Consider the following 15,983-nt stretch of genomic DNA (forward strand, 5'->3'; position numbering starts at 1 on the left):
ATGAAACTCAAAGCGTGTCACTGTTGCGGGCTCGTCCATCGGATGCCGGAGGCATCGTCGGATTGTGGCATTCCTGGTTCCGAGGCCAGAAATCGAAACCGGGTCGCGTCATGCAGACGTTGCCATGCCCCTCTGAATCAAAATGTATCGCCTGCCGCCATGAGGTCGCGGGTCGCAGCACTCACCATTAGTTCGCTTGCCCTCTTTCCACCGGCGATACTTCTACCCATCGTTGAGATTGAGAAGCTGGGACATCATCATCAAAGCAGTTTGCTGAGTGGCATCCGGGATCTGTTTCAAGTGGGCGAATGGAGAATTGGAATCATCATTTTTGTCTTCTCGATTCTATTCCCATTAGCAAAACTCCTGATTCTTCTTGAGTTGTCGTGGGTCCAAATCCTGACATCCAACCAAAGATCTCTTGCGTACCGCTGGATGGAACGCGTCGGGAAATGGAGCATGCTCGATGTCTTGTTACTCGCGATCTTGGTCATGTGGATCAAGCTGCAGGGGCTGGTCGCCTTTCAGTTTGGTCCAGCGATCTTTGCATTCGCGTTATGCGTCATCATGAGCCTACTGGCAGCGCTCGCTTTGGACCCCCATGCTCTTTGGGAAGAGATTCCATGAACGCCCTACCTACAACGGAAAGCACCGAGCAACCGAATGCTGAAAACCATACCGGTTCGATTCCGACGCCTCTCGAATTCGATTCGCATCACGCTTCCCATCTTTGGATTTGGATTTTGCCGATTGGTTGTGTGCTACTATCGGTCGCCTTTTTCTGGTCTGCTTGGATGGAACGTGGCGTAGAGTTTGATATCGAGTTCAATGAAGGACATGGTATCAAACCCGAGGATCGATTGAAGCACAAGGGAATAGAGATCGGTGTCGTGAAGAGAGTGGAGTTAGACCGCGAGCTTTCCAAAATAATCGTAAAGGTTCGAGTAGCCGAACATGCGAAGAATGTCGCGAAGGAAGGGAGCCGATTCTGGATTGTTCGACCGCAGATCACGCCAGGTACCATTGCGGGACTGGAAACAATCCTGGGAGCCAAGTATTTGGCGATGGAGCCGGGCAGCCCCGATGCACCGACCAAACTTCGCTTCACGGGTCTCGATAGTCCTCCGCCTGATGTCCCGCCAGCTGGATCGTTAGAGCTCATTTTGGATAGCGCCACTCGGCGAGGACTGGCTCCCGGCGCACCGATTCAGTTCAGGGGATATCAAATTGGGAAGGTCATCGATCTCGGATTATCCAGTGATGCCCGAAGTGTTCAAACCCGGTGCTGGATCGCACCCGAGTTTCGCGATCTAGTTAGAACCGGTTCCAAGTTTTGGAATCGCAGCGGATGGCGTCTGGATGTTGGGCTGACGGGAGTGGAGATTGATGCTGAAACCCTTCCTCAGCTTATCACGGGTGGAATTGAAATGGCTACTCCCGACGATTCGGGAGATATTGTCAACACCGGACATCGATTCGTCCTGCACGAACGCCCGGAATCCGATTGGCAAAAATGGGCACCATCGATTGGATTCGGTATTGGCAGAAGCGAGCAGTTGGGTCGCGTTCCTCCCCCTCAGCGCATGGCATTGCGATGGCAAGAGCGAAGTTTTGGGTTTCGCACTCAGCAACAAAAGGTCGGTTGGTGTTTGCCAATCGACGATCAAACTCTGCTCTGTTTTCGCGAACAAGCCTTTGCTCCCAACTCGGCATTGGCGGGCACCGCCTCGATCGAAGTTGCAGGGCAATCCCTTCGAATGGATGTTGATTTTAGGGAACCCATACCTTCCTTAGGCGGACTCGACAGTTCCGACCCATTCGATGTGATTCGCCTCCCTTTGAAGAATCCGCTTCCTAAGGAGATTCCCCTTTGGCCGATGTCGCGGGTGAAACTTGAGACAATTTCGACAAAACCTCTCAATGTCATTGTGATTCAAGATCGAGTACAGGGATCCATACATATCGACGCGTCCCGTTTATCCGTGGATGGCGATCGGTGGCATGTCGACTCGTCCATTGGTTTGGGAGCCGACCAGCATGGTTTGCCTGTGATCGAGGCGGAGACTAGTAATCTCATCGGACTATTGGTATCCAGCAAGTCGGAAACATTCGTGTCCCTTCTCGTATCCCCTCGATAAGACATTTTCTCATTGCGGTACGTTCAACCGCAGGAAGGATCGTGGATCGATGACATACCAAGAACGGATCAGCCCCGTGGATGGCTCGGTTACTTGGAGAGGAACATTCGCCGAGCCCCAGCAAGTCTCATTGTCGATAGAACGCGGCGTCCATGCGATGGCATCCTGGAAAGGCGTCGCCCCGGAAGTTCGTGCAGGCGTATGCAAACGGTTTGCCGAGCGACTTCGCATTCATGCACGTGCCATTGCAAGCATGATTTCGACGGAAATGGGAAAACCCTATTGGGAGGCCGAATCGGAAGTCGCCGCCGCTGCGAGCAAAGTGGAACACACCCTCGACGCGCTGCGAAGCCGTCGTTCCATATGGTCAGATGAAAACGCCGTTTCGGAAAGTGTGGTCCGGTTTCACCCCATCGGTTTGATGGCTGTGCTAGGACCATTCAATCTTCCGCTACACTTGCCAGGTGCTCACATCGTGCCCGCCCTGTTGATGGGAAATGGTGTCCTTTTCAAGCCTAGCGAGAAAGCGCCCGGAGTGGGTGATTGGATTCAACGGGCGTGGGATGAAGCAGGTCTGCCCGTAGGAGTTCTCCAAACCCTCCACGGCGGAGCGGAGGTTGCTCGACAAATCGTCAATTCGACAAGCCTCGACGGCGTTTGCTTTACGGGCTCCTACCGCGTTGGGGCTGAATTGCATCGCATGCTTGCGGGGCGTCCCGAATGTATGCTTGCTCTGGAAATGGGTGGTAACAATCCCTTGATCGTCGATCGCGTTTCGAATCTCACCGCAGCTCTTCACGTTCTCATCGCCTCCTGCTTCATCACGAGCGGACAGCGATGTACCTGCGCTCGGCGTCTGATCGTTCTAGACAATGCCCCCAATCGTGATCTGATGCGTCGCTTTGCGGAATCTATTCCTGACATACGCGTGGGATTACCGTTTGATACCCCAGGTCCGTTTATGGGGCCCTTGGTAAGCACCGAAGCGGTACGCGCTGTACTCGCCGCCGAAGAGAGGCTCGAAACAATGGGCGCCGTCCCTCATGTTCGTTGTCAGCAATTTACCTCCCACCCCAATTTGCTCGGGCCGGGAGTGTGGGAGGTTTCCGGGGAAGGGGTCGAGGATCAGGAGGTTTTTGGCCCCGTCGCGACGATCGAGTATGTGAACGATTGGGACGAAGCCATCGCATCCTCGAACCGGACGCGGTACGGTTTATCTGCAGGACTGATCAGCGATTCACGCGAGCATTTCGATCGGTTCGTCAACGAAGTTCGCGCGGGCATTCTCAATTGGAATAGTCCCACAACGGGCGCTACCGGCAAGCTGCCCTTTGGAGGGCTTGGCTCGAGCGGCAATCATCGCTCGAGTGGATACTTTGCCATCGACTACTGCAGCGACCCGATCGCTTCGGTGCAATCGCCTGTTCTTACGCAACCGCCCCAGTTACCTCAAGGTCTCGATTTGGTGTTCGGCAATTTCCGGGATGGAAAATGAGAGAATTCAATATCGATGGATTGATTGGCCCCACCCACCACTTTGGTGGATTGGGTGTCGGTAACGTTGCGAGCGAGTCCAATCGCAACAAGATCGCCCATCCGAGGTCAGCCGCTCTCGAAGGTCTCTCCAAAATTCGGAAGCTCTATGAGCTGGGAGTTCCGCAATTCTATCTGCCACCACCTGGGAGACCCAATTGGGACTGGATGATGGCCTTAGGATTTCAATCCCAAGATGCGAAGGACTGGAGTCGATGCGCGAAACAATTCCCATCACTTTTCAGCTCTTCTTTGAGCTCCTCCTTTATGTGGATGGCTAACGCTGCTACATGCAGTTCCAGAGTAGATACGACGGACGGAATCGGAAGACTCGTGATCGCGAACCTGGCAGCTAGCTTGCACCGGGGACAAGAGAGCCCGGAACGCCACCATCAATTAAGACACTTATTCCAGCGACTGGACACGATCGAGGTCATCGAAGCGTTACCCAGTTTGGTTCCGCTTCGTGACGAGGGGGCAGCAAATGCGATGCGGTGCTGGAATCCCTCCAATCATCAAGGCATATATGTATTTGTTTTTGGTGAGACATATCAAGGGATAACACGATCCATAGCATCAGGAGAAACACGGGTGCAACGAGGTGTTTATCCTTCACGTCAGACGTCTCTAGCGTCTCAGCTCATCGCGAGATCGTTGAGAATCCCAGATTCGCGTTCTGTGTTTGTACAGCAACATCCCCAAGCGATCGATGCAGGAGTCTTTCACAATGATGTCATCGCCACGAGCCATGAAGATTTTTTGTTACTACACGAGAGAGCATATCTTGATCAATCCACTGAACTGGATCGCATATCGGAGACCTTTCGCAAGGAGTGTGGTGGCGAGTTAAGCATTTTTGTTATCACAGAAGACGAGCTACCTCTTTCGGAAGCCGTTGCTACGTACTTGTTCAACTCCCAGATCGTCACACGATCGGACGGAAGTTGGTGTATGTTTTGCCCGATTGAATGCATGACGTCACCAGCGGTCACTCAAGTGCTCCAACGCATCCAGAGCCAAGAGCCGCGACTCGGGGAGATCGAGTTCGTCTCCCTACGAGAAAGTATGGCGAATGGGGGCGGTCCAGCCTGCCTGCGTCTGAGGGTTTATGCGAGCGACGAGGAGATCGAACAGATTCCTTTGGGAGCACGCATCCAGGATGAATCGCTTTTCTATCTAGAGCGGCTCATCGCATCCGAGTATCCCGATTCGGTCCAACTCGACGACTTCCTGGACCTCCAACTGGTGAACCACTGTCGTCGGGTTTCCGAAGCCATCAGCCAATATTGGCAGAGCGAACGCCCTTGATTGGACAGTATCGCGCAACAGTTTTCTTCGTTGCTCCTTTTTCAGCGAATTGCCTTCTGCGATGCAATTGCTGTAAACATGTCTTGCTTCTGATTCCGATCATTTGTTATGGCTTCCTTTCACGCTCTTCGCTTGCTGGAGTCATCGATTGTGATTCCGACCAGGCAAGGCATCCTGGATGCCAATGGTGTTGAAGTTGGTTGTTGGCTTGTTCGTTAGCGAGGTGATCCATTGCTTGATCGTTCGATGATGTAACGCGGGACCTTCTCTCCAGCCCCTGAGCGCGCAATAGAAATCTGCACACACGTCTATTGCTTCCTCTCCGCGTTTCTAATCGCGGTTTAGTGATCGCACTCGTTCGTCAGCGAGCCTATGTTCGCAGAAGGACTATCGAGGAGAGAATGCGGTCATGTTGTCTAGTCTTTTTCTTATCCTATTCGGTTTTGTTTCGGCGCGTGATGCAGACCAAGGCTGCTTGAGTGAGCATGTCGATCTGATCGAGCTCAATCATTTCTACGACCCTCTCGGGCGTCACGTCTACGATCAGGTCATCTTTTACAATCGACACCCGGGGACGGGTCAATTTCACGTTCGCGCTTGGTGTCTGGTGGAGGATCGCGAATCGTTGAGTCGGCGCCCAGTCTATCAAGCCGCGACGGGGTTGTACCGTGTGGATTGGCTCGACTCAGACCAACAGGTCCTCCGTCGTATTGAAAGTCGACTCCATCGTGAGAGCTGGAGCCACTTGGACCCCGAACGGATCGACAAGAAGAAATACGACGAGCGTTTGAGATTCGCTCTGGTGCAACCTGCCAAGCGGCGAAAGCCTATGGAAGAAAAACTAGCCAAAGAGTCCACCGACGGTTCCGTGGTGTCGAACACCAAAGAGGAAAATGGAAAAGGGGGCATCGGCTCGACCCTCTCCAATGTGCTCGCTCATCAACCCTGAAATACCAATCTGAGCAAAATACCGAAGCGACGTGCCGGTTTCGTGCCGGTGACGTCCGGGTTGTCGGTTTATGATTAGGGGGTCTCCGAACCGAAGACGTAGACATGGAACATGCGGTTGCCCCCAGCGTTTGTTCCGAGGCCGGGCAGATGCCCGCTCGTGTATTGCCCTCCGCACCCGAATACGCGAGTCTTCCCAGTATGACCCTATGACGGCCCGCGAAAATAGGGTTTGGGACGGGCACGAGCGACACGCCCGGTTCGTGCCGTCCCGTCATGCTGGAAAACGCCAATCTGGTTTACCGTCCCCAGTTCCAAAAAGTGATTGCAAACTGCAACACGGTAGCGATAGTTACCCAAATGAAATACGGGATCTGTACAAGGGCAACCCAACGGTAATGGCTCCAAATGGCCACCATCATCCAGGGAATTGTCAGCCAGACTATCAGAATATCGATCGAAGCGAGCGGAAGATTGCGCCACCCAAACTGGATCGGTGTGAAAATCAAATTCGCAATTAAGTTCAAGGCGAAAGGAAGTGCTATCTTCCATTTGATCTCTCGCCGCAGCGCCATTACAAAGACAAACCCAAAACTGACTACGATAATGGGGTAGAGAATCTGCCAAATCAACCCGATTGTTGCGGGTGCAGGGGTCCAGCTTGGCTTATGAAGGGAGTTGTACCAATCGATCCACGGCATGGGATTGCTCAACCACCCCGCTTCCTACCTCGAATCTCTTCGTCTAGGATCATCCAGCCCATGGGGAATTGAGAGCCGCTAAGACGACTGCTCCCCTCCCCTTCGCCCACCAACGAGTGTGGGTCTTCGTCGTGAATGGGAACTTCGCTAACAGGTGGATCACTCGGGGAGGTAGCATCCAACTCATCATCGGTTGTCGCATCGTCATTCGGGTCACTGGATGGCGAGGTCGGCATTCCTCCGGCATTGATCATGTTGATCAACACGAGGATATCAAGGGGAGAGACAGACCCATCGCCGTCCACATCCATATGAGGAGTCGGGCCTTCCCCCTCCGGTGTAATCATTCCCGGTCCGTGTGAATTGATGTAATTCACGATGATCAGAGGATCCAGTGGAGAAACGGTCCCATCTCCATCCACATCCCCCGGATTGCTATCGTTGTGATAGGGAGTTTGATCGCGATCGATAATGACCCGTACCCCCTTGGATATGTGAGCACCTGTCACCGAGGAAGTCGCTGAGAGGACCACATCCACGTACCCCGGCTCAACCCACTGCAATGCGTGTCGCGCCTTCAACCGAAATGCGTTGCTCACCACCTCAAAACGATCGTCGCTCACCGAAATGAAATAATCTTCATTCCGATCGGCGTCTCGCACATAGACATATCCGAGCAAGTCACCGGACTTGTTCTCCTCGACATGGTACTGGGAAGCCGCCGACAAAGTGACTGCCGGGTCGTCCAAGTCCATCACACGAAAGAGCAACGCTTTCGAGGTCAGCCACCCCGATAGACGATCCTTCGCCACTACCGTCACCCCAACGGTCGGCTCCAACTCAAAATCGAGTTCCACCTGCGCCTTAAGCCTAAGCTTTCCGGACTCTACTTCAAATCGAGCGTCGCTCACGCTCCACTCGTATTGTTTCCCCGAGTCGGCGTGAAGAACGGACAAATCTCCAAGGACCGCACCAGGAGTTCTCTCTGGTACTTCGTAGTTGCCTCGAAAGAGGATACTTGACGGTGCATCATTTTGTTCCGAAACTCGAAGTGTGAGCCATTTCGAAAATCGGTCGGCCGAGGAACTACGCGCGATGGCTGTCACCATGAGGGGAATAAACGCCTCGGACTCGATGTCCAAGCTCCCTTGGATGAAATACAAAGTGGATCCAAGAATTGCGAATCGCGGATCGCTCACCAAAAAGTCGTAGACGTCGCCAAGGTCTGGATCCACGACGCGAACCGAACCCACGGGTTCTCCCGGTTGAATTTCCGACGAAACGCTTTCCTCGAGCAACAGCAAATCGCTGGGAAGATCATTGATGGCGTCAATGTCGATGCGGACCATCACCTCCTCCGACAACCTCTGACCATCGTAGGCAGCCAACCAGAAGCGATCCGAGCCTACCCAGTCGGCGTCCGGAATGTACACGCCACCTGTCGTCGAGCTCCAAACCAATTCACCCTTCTCGGGCCCCTTTGTGATCACCCAATAGACACTGCCATCCGATGTCGAATAGCGCGTGCCATTGGTGGATCGCAGCTGGGATGCGAATGGAGCGAGGTCGATCGCAATCGACTCGTCTTCCGACACACTCCACTCCCACTCGCCATCGAGAACCCACTCGACACTGGGCTGCGTATCCCGCACACCCATCGCAATCGAAACAAGCTCCTCTTCGGAGAGATTCACCGTCGCCGCGGATCGCTGGACGATTTCTCGGGAATATCTTCCCTCCTTCGAAATCGAAACGAGCGATTGTCCCGAAGGAGTGATCGAAAGGGATTCGGGCGGCACGTCCGATGGCATCTCAAACTGTGCCTCCAATTCCCAATTCTGGCTATTCCAGATGTTCCAAGCTTCAGTCGATCCTGCAACGGAAGTGTAAAGAATGCTTCGCTCCGCATCCTCCAAAACCGGAAACTGCGAGTCGGGCAACGCATTCAACGTCGGCATGCCGGAAATGGTATCCAACACCAAAAGCGATCCGGATACTTGAGTAAACAGCTTGAGACCATCCGTTGAAACGGCCCAATCCTCAACGGGTTGCGCAAAGGTTCTCTCTGAAACGAGTGCGATGTTGCCGTCGACAACCCGATACATCGAAAGTCGTTGCGACCCTCCCACTTGCTCGAGCGCTACAAACCCATCGCCGCCTGCCGGCTTCATCTCCAGCACGGACCCCGATACCGAAAGGGGCAAAGAATAGGCCGACCATTGCGGTCCATCCAACTGGATGTCAACCAGAGTCCCCGATGCCGCTGAAAACCCGATCCAGCGATCGCCAAACCGCACCGACCGTTCAATTTCCAAGCCGTCCGCTTCCGGTGCCGCACTCAGCGCCTCAAGTTCAAAACCGCTCGAACTCCCCCAGGCGAATCGGTACCATCGCCCTGCCGGCTCGCCATCCGACTCCAAACTTACCCTTAACACTCCACTCGAACCGACTTCATTCGAGTCGCTTCCGCTCGAGTCTGCCCAAATCTCCGTAATTTCCCCGTCCAGCATCCATCGATCCAAACCGGATTCCGCGGACGAGTTCCAGGCGATCAGTTCCCGCCCGGAGCGACCAATTCCCGCTTGATCATGGACCCACGCCGGGGTAACGAATGCATCCGCAGGCCAGTCCCCCAATATGGGAAGCGATTGCCAAGTCCCAGCGGGAGAGGGCAGGACAGGTGACGTCTGCTGAGAACCATCCCCCGCCCCGAGTAACGCGACCGCATATCTCCCGGGCTCCAGGCCCCGAAACGATGCAATTCCAACTTCATTGGAAATCGCAATTTGCTCGCGCAGATCGTGCACGCCGTTTTCGTTCGTATCCAAATAAAGAACTCGACCCGACTGTCCCGTTTCTCCCGAACCATCCAAAAATCGAGATTGGTTCGAGTCTTGAAAAACAAAGACGTCGATGCCGGCTAGCAAGCGACGTTCCTCAAGCCGATCGAACCTGGGTCGCCGATGGGGGCTCGGCTTCGAGTTGCCTCGAAGCCTATGTGCGCGTACGTTTCCTCGAAAGAGCATGGACTCTGGTGGCGTTTAAAATGAGAGGACGGCAAATCGCGTCTAGTCCGGCGAACCCGACGAGTGTGTGTACCATTAAATGTATCGGATCCTCGGTAACGTACGCAAGGATCCAGACAGATTTAACGTGAATCCCCCACCGAATCGATCCAAGCGGCGACTTGCCACTCGGTCAATCCGACAGCAGAGCTCCCTCGGTAAGGCGATTGAACGCCGCCCGATTCGCTGTGTAATGGATCACCTGAGTCACCGCACGTGGCCCAGCTAGATCGACCGCCTTTTGAACCTGGGAGTCGGTCAAAACAATGGGTGATCCTGCTAGGTTCTTGGCAACGACCAACAAGGCTTTGTCCTTCTCCGAGATGACAGACGTTGGCAACGGATCGAGATCGAGCTCAGCAATCACCTCTTCGCGAACCCCGCACTTTTGCATGTCTTCCAAGGCTCGCTTGGCGGCGTACCACGCCCGGTCCTGCCGGGCAACCACCCAGTCAATTTCGCTTTGCAAGGCAGGGGATAACTCGTCCAGTCGCTTCAATGAAACCATCGACTCCACAAATCGCTTGCCGGAGACGGGGAAATGTGCGACCAATCGCATCCAAGCCGGAACTTTTCCTTCCGGGACCAAATCACCGAATGCCTCCCTTACCGCCGATTCATCGACCAAAGCCACTCGCGACGAACGCTTGGAAACCCAATCGAGCTTCTGCTTCAGAGCCTCCCCCGTCTCCAAGGGGGGCCTCTTCAAGACCGTTGGAGCCAAATCTCCTCGCTTGGACTGACCTATGCCCACCACTCTGGAAATCCGACTCCGATACTTGTCGGACGTCGGGGTCAGATAGGAATGAGCGTCCAGATCGACGGCACCGCTCGGGGCATTGCCCTGGGAACCAAAGTTACCTCCGTTATGAGACTGAGGAACGCCAGCACCCTCTTTCCAGCGATTGATCGCGTTGTAACCCGCGATCGCTCCCATCATCTCCACCAGTTGCTGATCGCTATAGAACTTCTTGCATGCGTCGATCAGGGCGTCATCCATCAAATGCGGTTCCCCGGTCAATGTCCTGGCCAAGGCGAACGCGACTCTCTCCTTTTCCGGAAAGTACTCCCAATCGCTATCGAGTGCCGCGATCTCGTCCTCGCTCATTCCAGCTACCAATAGCTTCGACTCCTGGTGACCCAAACAATACTGACAATTATTGGCTCTCGCGGCCAACCAAAACAGCCTTACCTTGAACCCATAATCGAGAGAAATCAATGGATCGGGAGCCCCGAGTGCCCGTCGTATACTCGACGTAGAAGCACTGTTTGCGGACGCGGGCGGCCCTCCAAAAGCCAAATAGCTCCCCACCGAGTTTTCGCCGATGTAAAGAGAACGAATTCGCGACTCGTATCCAAGTGCCCGCGGATCGGATGCCCCGTTCTTCGCTTCCTCTTCCGTCAATGCTGGAAGCGGAATTCGAGGCTTCCTGGTCTTGAGATCTTCGAGGTATTGCTTCATCGCGTCGCGGGTCAGTGGTGTCGCGCGGGGCTCGTCCTCGCGATTCGTTTCCACCAACGCGAGACTGGCTTCCTTTCCTGCCGAATCTCTCCGCGCCTCTTGCCCAATCACGACACCCGAAACACACGTCTGAATTACCAAGGCCGCGAAAACCCATTTCATACTTTTTCTCATAACAATCTCCCTTTAGTCACTGCTGTAGTTCGGTGAATCGATTTGTTTAAAACTCGGATACGACTTCGCCACCGCTGCGCGTGCCGAGGGCCCGCCAAATCGGCAGTTCCAAATTGCTGGAAACAAATCGAACAGAACCATCGCCAATACAGGCGTTCACCCCGCCGGTGTGACGGCTTCCGGCCGTCGTCGCAATCCGTCCTGGAGGGAACATGCACGAGCGTGTGTTAGGAGGAAGAACGTGGTAGTAAAGGGTCGTGGAATGGTATGCTTGAATCCATGGAGCACCCACAATCGAAACACCTTGTTTGCTGATATCGAGCGGATTGATCGCCATGCAATCACGAAGGGCCTCGTCTGCATTCGCTGGGTTGGTACCAGGCCGGAACGTATCGGAAACCGGAGTCGCAATGCTGTTGCTCCCATCCCCCGCAATCTTTTCGGCAAAAGCAAAGGTGTTCGAAAGGCCATCGGTAATCTCACCGAACTTGATTGCACTATCGCGATAAAAAAGACCATTGCAGGCGGGCATCCCATAATTGGGATCGCTCGACAGCGTGGGAGGTGCTCCCGCCAAGATATTGGTTCCCGAATTGGCGTAATAGCTATTCACTCCACCAAGACTCGTCGCGAGTCCCGTGTACGTATCCGAAGGGCAAATAAAGGTAGGAACACTCTGCAAACGAGCGGCATCATTCGCTACATGGTTGTAGGCGAAGTTGTAATCGACCAGCTGGTACAAATTGACTTGCTCCATGTAAGGGAGCAAACGTGCGTGCACCGAAAGGCCGGTCGAAAAATTGGCGCTCCCAAGGTTCCCAGATGGAAGTCGCTTGAAGGTCGATTCGTAATTGTGCATCGACAACCCCAATTGCTTAAGGTTATTCGAGCATTGCATTCGCCTGGCAGCCTCTCGAGCCGCTTGGACGGCTGGCAACAACAAACCAACTAAAATTCCAATAATGGCAATCACAACCAACAACTCAACCAAGGTAAATGCACTTTTTGCATGACGTCTCATGGCACGCCTCCGACAGAATAAGAGAATAAAGAGTGGGAAGTTCGGTGCATGGGTGCAATCAAGGCCTGCGCACGATCCATACAGCCAGTTAAGATCCGTCGCTTCCTACACGCACATCGTGTGAAAGGGATTGGCAGCGAAAACTCTTCATCCTCGGATAAAGATTAAACCGCAAACCAATGCCCCCACCATCGGCGACTCTGGCTACGTGGAAGCGAAATCCAACAAGAGACGCTCGGCGCAACGGACAGAATCCGTTTGCAGACGCAAACACCATCCACCGTTAACGCGGAAACGTACTAAGAGAAGGTCCCGCGAGGAGGCGGAACAGGAACTTCCAAAAATGCACTCGACGGGATTGCCCCATCCATCCAGAAAACGCCAAACGGGTCGAACGCCACAACGGTTTCTTTTCCGAACCCGGTCGACTCCAACAAGTCCCGCATCCGGTCCCACTTCGTCAAATACTCACTGGGCAACATCGGAACGTTGGAACGGGAACGGCACTGACCGCTCCGGCAGTTAGGCTCAGACCCGGGTGATTCGCCATGGGAGGGCACGCTGGCACTAATCGCCCAATGCTCTCGGTGCTGCAAGTAGTCCCCACAGGATGCCCAAGCGGTGTGCGGAGCGATTGCGATCAATACGAAAAGGGCAACTTGGATTCCCCATCTCCACGCTTCCATCCATGACGACGCGACAACCCAGGACGCCACTGGCGGGGAAGGTAGCTCGGCAGGAACTGCCACAGCGTGAAAACGGATATTCGCCGCCTTTTGGACCACTCAGAGACTCTCCAAGGGGCACGAATCCGACCTTCAAAACACCTGAAGGTGGATGGAACCGCAACAAAGAACCCTCTCAATCTAGGAACGCGATCGGGAAGAGTCAAGGAATCCTGCGGGAAACACTTAAGAAAAGTGCTCTGAAGCCGAGGGTGCAACGCTGTAAACGCAAGGTATCGCGGCTGCGGTCGCGGTCGCTCCGACGCGCCGAGGGTACGTTTGACCTACGAACCCACCATTCGCTCTTTGCACCGTTTCGCCGCATCGCGAACATCCTGGAGCGCACGAAACAGTTCACGATCCCATGCTCCCTTCCCGGAGATAGGGACTCCCTCACCCCCCCACACGGGATCCACTTCTACTTCCTCATCACCAAGCCCCGCATTGATCTGACTATGACGGAGTATTTGATCTTTTAACGCCTGCGCGTTCTCCAACCCTTCCAACAACCCAACATGTCCCCCCATCGCTACGGCAGCTTCGGAACCACCCCCTCCCGCTGTCGAAACAATCAGATTGGAAAACCCGAACCATCTTTGCAGGGGACCTTGCGACACATTCACATTCTGAATGTTCGCAAAAGTAATCGTGGTCTCGTGAATCGTCCAAATGCCGCGTCGGATGCGCAGACTGCGATCCGAAAGCGCGTACCATGTCGTGTCGTATCGCAAATGGATCGCCACGTACGCCAGAATATCCGGCAATACAATCACGACGATCCATAGAGGAGCTGTCAAAATCCCAATCCAAGGTGCCACGACGATCGTCGCAATCCAGAGCCCAATCAGAATAACATCGATAAGAACCAAACCGATCCAAAATTGGAACTTTCGATAACTCAAATACGCTTCCGATGGACGCATGACGACGACGGAATGCCCGTCTCCGAACTCGATTTGATTCGGCTGACGCGGCAGACAAAACCAACTTGTCAACACCGCCCACACGCCGCGATAACACCATTCGCACGCCACATGCACCGCGCCCGTATCCTTCATGTTCCGCTCGCTTTGTTTCCAGGAGTTGGCGTGGTCTCTGCGATCGCGTCGAGTGAGTCCCGAATCTCTCGCAAGACCTGCAACACCTCCTCGCGAGAGACGGAGTTCCCATCGGTTTCCTTCGTCAAGGAACCAAGCTTTTTTGCAACGGTCGCCCCCCTCGTTCTGGCATACAACCAATCCCTCACAGCCTCTGGCTCGCGGACGCCCTCGATCACGATTTCAGGCATTGCATTACCCGATGCAGTCTGAATGCTTACGGAGTAAATACCGAGCCACCGCTGGACCACGTTGCTCGAGATCTGAATATCTTGAATGCGACGAAACGCGACGACGACCTCCCGCCGAAACAACCACCCTACCTGCATGCGAATTCCCGTAGACTCCAACTGGTATCGCAGAGTGCTAAAACGAACCCACATGAGAGGGAGCACCAAAACAACCCCGACAAAACTCAGGAAACTACAAAGAATGTAGTAGGTCAAAAGTGCAGGGTCGGGGCGTTCAACGCGGGGCGGATTTGCGACCGTTTCGGGCTCTTCGTGCGGCAAGTTCAATGTCCCTCCTCTTTCTTTCATGGATACCCGATCCACGCTTCGCACCAAGACCGATCAGTCGAGGAGCTAAGCCCCTTTAACACGGGTCCCCACCTGAAGGACCGCCGGAGGAATCGCACCCTCCACTACGGGCAAAACATCGATCATGGCTTCTTCCCAGGTGACGTCGCTCAACCAATCGATCAACCTCTTCGCAACCGATGCGTGCTCTGCTCTATTCGGTACCACAAGGACGAGCACCAACCGAACCTTGGCCTCTTTCGGAAGGCTGCATCGCACGAGATACGCGTCTGCAATCGAAGCGATCTCCTCGCACACCTTTCCGATGGCCAAGCGCGTCGACTCCATAAAATCCCGTGGGATCGGAGTGAATAGCAATCGGGTACCGGCACGAATTCTAGTCTCGCTCATCAATAGTGCGACTTAAGCTCATTTGGAGAAGAAATGATTCGAGAACACATGTTGGATGGAATGCCAAGTGTAATGAGTTGCCGGAGCGCGTGCTAAAACTCGATCACCTTTTTTCTATGCCTCTTCACACCCTCAAGGCCTCGATGGGAAAAATTTAGTTTCCCACCTCGTCAACTGTGCGTTTAAGACACACTTCTCCCCGGTCCTCCTTCGCGTGGTGCCGCAAAAATGCACAACAGAACGATCGGTCGGACGCTAGCGTTGATCTCAAAATATCTATCGTTTCGGTTAGGAACTTTGACCACCGCTGCTCGGTTCCGTCTGCGAAACAAGGACTACTTTGGCCGCTGGTACCTCTTGCCGGAAGGAATGGATCGCCAGCATGACGGCGCCGATGACAAGGACGCTGTCCGCAATATTGAAGTTTGGCCACACGTAATCACGATAGCGAAACAGAATCCAATCGCGTACTCCTCCTGCCCATGGGGCTGGTAAATTGGGTATCGCTAATCGGTCGTACAGATTCCCGATAATCCCCCCCATCACCAATCCCATCGCCACTGTCAGCCAAAGCGAACGACTCGCCTGTAGCACAAAGAGCCAATAGACTATCCCGATCGCAGCCACGATGGACAAAGAAGAAAACAACCAACCCATGCCTTGCCCTAGCCCGAACAAGGCGCCCATATTCACGGCGGTTTCGATTCCCACAAAGGGTTCCACTATCCAAAAAGGCTCTTGCTCGCCCGGAAGCCCTTTCCACAAAAACACTTGATGCTTCGTCCACAGGTCCAAGCCGGCACCACCGACGGCCAACAAAAGAAAAAGTATAAGTCGCATATGGCAATCGCCGGAGTGCGTGGGTTAGGGATAAGTTAAGCC

Annotated in this window: 14 protein-coding genes; 5 read left to right on the forward strand and 9 right to left on the reverse strand. The window is 54.1% G+C overall.

Annotation, left to right across the window (positions count from 1 at the left end; all coding sequences use genetic code 11):
• From VN12_RS07850 to VN12_RS07870, 5 genes are all read left to right on the forward strand, one after another.
• Positions 1 to 627 (forward strand): paraquat-inducible protein A, encoded by a 627-nt coding sequence (locus VN12_RS07850; protein WP_146676304.1) that lies wholly within the window; start codon positions 1 to 3, stop codon positions 625 to 627.
• Complete coding sequence (locus VN12_RS07855) at positions 624 to 2,138, forward strand: MlaD family protein (protein ID WP_168164284.1); 1,515 nt, start codon at positions 624 to 626, stop codon at positions 2,136 to 2,138. Before VN12_RS07850 ends, VN12_RS07855 begins: the two co-directional genes overlap by 4 nt.
• Positions 2,139 to 2,187: 49 nt before the next feature.
• Positions 2,188 to 3,633, forward strand: a complete 1,446-nt coding sequence (locus VN12_RS07860) for a succinylglutamate-semialdehyde dehydrogenase (RefSeq protein ID WP_146676306.1) — start codon at positions 2,188 to 2,190, stop codon at positions 3,631 to 3,633.
• Positions 3,630 to 4,979 (forward strand): N-succinylarginine dihydrolase, encoded by a 1,350-nt coding sequence (locus VN12_RS07865; protein WP_146676307.1) that lies wholly within the window; start codon positions 3,630 to 3,632, stop codon positions 4,977 to 4,979. Before VN12_RS07860 ends, VN12_RS07865 begins: the two co-directional genes overlap by 4 nt.
• Before the next feature lie 409 nt (positions 4,980 to 5,388).
• On the forward strand, positions 5,389 to 5,928 hold the full coding sequence (locus VN12_RS07870) for a hypothetical protein (protein WP_146676308.1): 540 nt from the start codon (positions 5,389 to 5,391) through the stop codon (positions 5,926 to 5,928).
• Positions 5,929 to 6,226: 298 nt separating this feature from the next.
• Here VN12_RS07870 and VN12_RS07875 read toward each other — a convergent pair whose 3' ends face one another.
• The 9 genes from VN12_RS07875 to lspA form a co-directional block, all read right to left on the reverse strand.
• Complete coding sequence (locus VN12_RS07875; protein WP_240491357.1) at positions 6,227 to 6,640, reverse strand: TspO/MBR family protein; 414 nt, start codon at positions 6,638 to 6,640, stop codon at positions 6,227 to 6,229.
• A complete protein-coding gene (locus VN12_RS07880; protein ID WP_146676309.1) occupies positions 6,637 to 9,555 on the reverse strand; it encodes a dockerin type I domain-containing protein in 2,919 nt (972 codons plus the stop codon). The genes VN12_RS07875 and VN12_RS07880 overlap by 4 nt, the downstream gene beginning before the upstream one ends.
• Positions 9,556 to 9,826: 271 nt before the next feature.
• A complete protein-coding gene (locus tag VN12_RS07885; protein WP_146676310.1) occupies positions 9,827 to 11,329 on the reverse strand; it encodes a carboxymuconolactone decarboxylase family protein in 1,503 nt (500 codons plus the stop codon).
• Positions 11,330 to 11,375: 46 nt separating this feature from the next.
• Positions 11,376 to 12,350, reverse strand: a complete 975-nt coding sequence (locus VN12_RS07890) for a DUF1559 domain-containing protein (protein ID WP_146676311.1) — start codon at positions 12,348 to 12,350, stop codon at positions 11,376 to 11,378.
• Between the two features lie 299 nt (positions 12,351 to 12,649).
• A complete protein-coding gene (locus tag VN12_RS07895; RefSeq protein WP_146676312.1) occupies positions 12,650 to 13,135 on the reverse strand; it encodes a hypothetical protein in 486 nt (161 codons plus the stop codon).
• Positions 13,136 to 13,359: 224 nt separating this feature from the next.
• Positions 13,360 to 14,133 carry a PH domain-containing protein gene (locus VN12_RS07900; RefSeq protein WP_146676313.1) on the reverse strand — a complete coding sequence of 258 codons (774 nt, stop codon included), beginning with the start codon at positions 14,131 to 14,133 and terminating at the stop codon, positions 13,360 to 13,362.
• Positions 14,130 to 14,711: a PH domain-containing protein gene (locus VN12_RS07905; protein WP_146676314.1), complete on the reverse strand. Its 582-nt coding sequence runs from the start codon at positions 14,709 to 14,711 to the stop codon at positions 14,130 to 14,132. The genes VN12_RS07900 and VN12_RS07905 overlap by 4 nt, the downstream gene beginning before the upstream one ends.
• Positions 14,712 to 14,756: 45 nt before the next feature.
• Positions 14,757 to 15,101: a hypothetical protein gene (locus tag VN12_RS07910; protein ID WP_146676315.1), complete on the reverse strand. Its 345-nt coding sequence runs from the start codon at positions 15,099 to 15,101 to the stop codon at positions 14,757 to 14,759.
• 288 nt (positions 15,102 to 15,389) lie between these two features.
• Positions 15,390 to 15,941: a signal peptidase II gene (gene lspA, locus VN12_RS07915; protein ID WP_146676316.1), complete on the reverse strand. Its 552-nt coding sequence runs from the start codon at positions 15,939 to 15,941 to the stop codon at positions 15,390 to 15,392.
• Positions 15,942 to 15,983 lie beyond the last annotated feature (42 nt).

Source organism: Pirellula sp. SH-Sr6A, from assembly GCF_001610875.1.
Lineage (GTDB): Bacteria > Planctomycetota > Planctomycetia > Pirellulales > Pirellulaceae > JBKCUI01.

Bases quoted from the DNA above. Each gene is read 5' to 3' on its own strand.
- VN12_RS07850 (WP_146676304.1), top strand. From the start codon at position 1: ATGAAACTCAAAGCGTGTCACTGTTGCGGGCTCGTCCATCGGATGCCG.
- VN12_RS07855 (WP_168164284.1), top strand. From the start codon at position 624: ATGAACGCCCTACCTACAACGGAAAGCACCGAGCAACCGAATGCTGAA.
- VN12_RS07860 (WP_146676306.1), top strand. From the start codon at position 2,188: ATGACATACCAAGAACGGATCAGCCCCGTGGATGGCTCGGTTACTTGG.
- VN12_RS07865 (WP_146676307.1), top strand. From the start codon at position 3,630: ATGAGAGAATTCAATATCGATGGATTGATTGGCCCCACCCACCACTTT.
- VN12_RS07870 (WP_146676308.1), top strand. From the start codon at position 5,389: ATGTTGTCTAGTCTTTTTCTTATCCTATTCGGTTTTGTTTCGGCGCGT.
- VN12_RS07885 (WP_146676310.1), bottom strand. From the start codon at position 11,329: ATGAGAAAAAGTATGAAATGGGTTTTCGCGGCCTTGGTAATTCAGACG.
- VN12_RS07890 (WP_146676311.1), bottom strand. From the start codon at position 12,350: ATGAGACGTCATGCAAAAAGTGCATTTACCTTGGTTGAGTTGTTGGTT.
- VN12_RS07900 (WP_146676313.1), bottom strand. From the start codon at position 14,133: ATGAAGGATACGGGCGCGGTGCATGTGGCGTGCGAATGGTGTTATCGC.
- VN12_RS07905 (WP_146676314.1), bottom strand. From the start codon at position 14,711: ATGAAAGAAAGAGGAGGGACATTGAACTTGCCGCACGAAGAGCCCGAA.
- VN12_RS07910 (WP_146676315.1), bottom strand. From the start codon at position 15,101: ATGAGCGAGACTAGAATTCGTGCCGGTACCCGATTGCTATTCACTCCG.
- lspA (WP_146676316.1), bottom strand. From the start codon at position 15,941: ATGCGACTTATACTTTTTCTTTTGTTGGCCGTCGGTGGTGCCGGCTTG.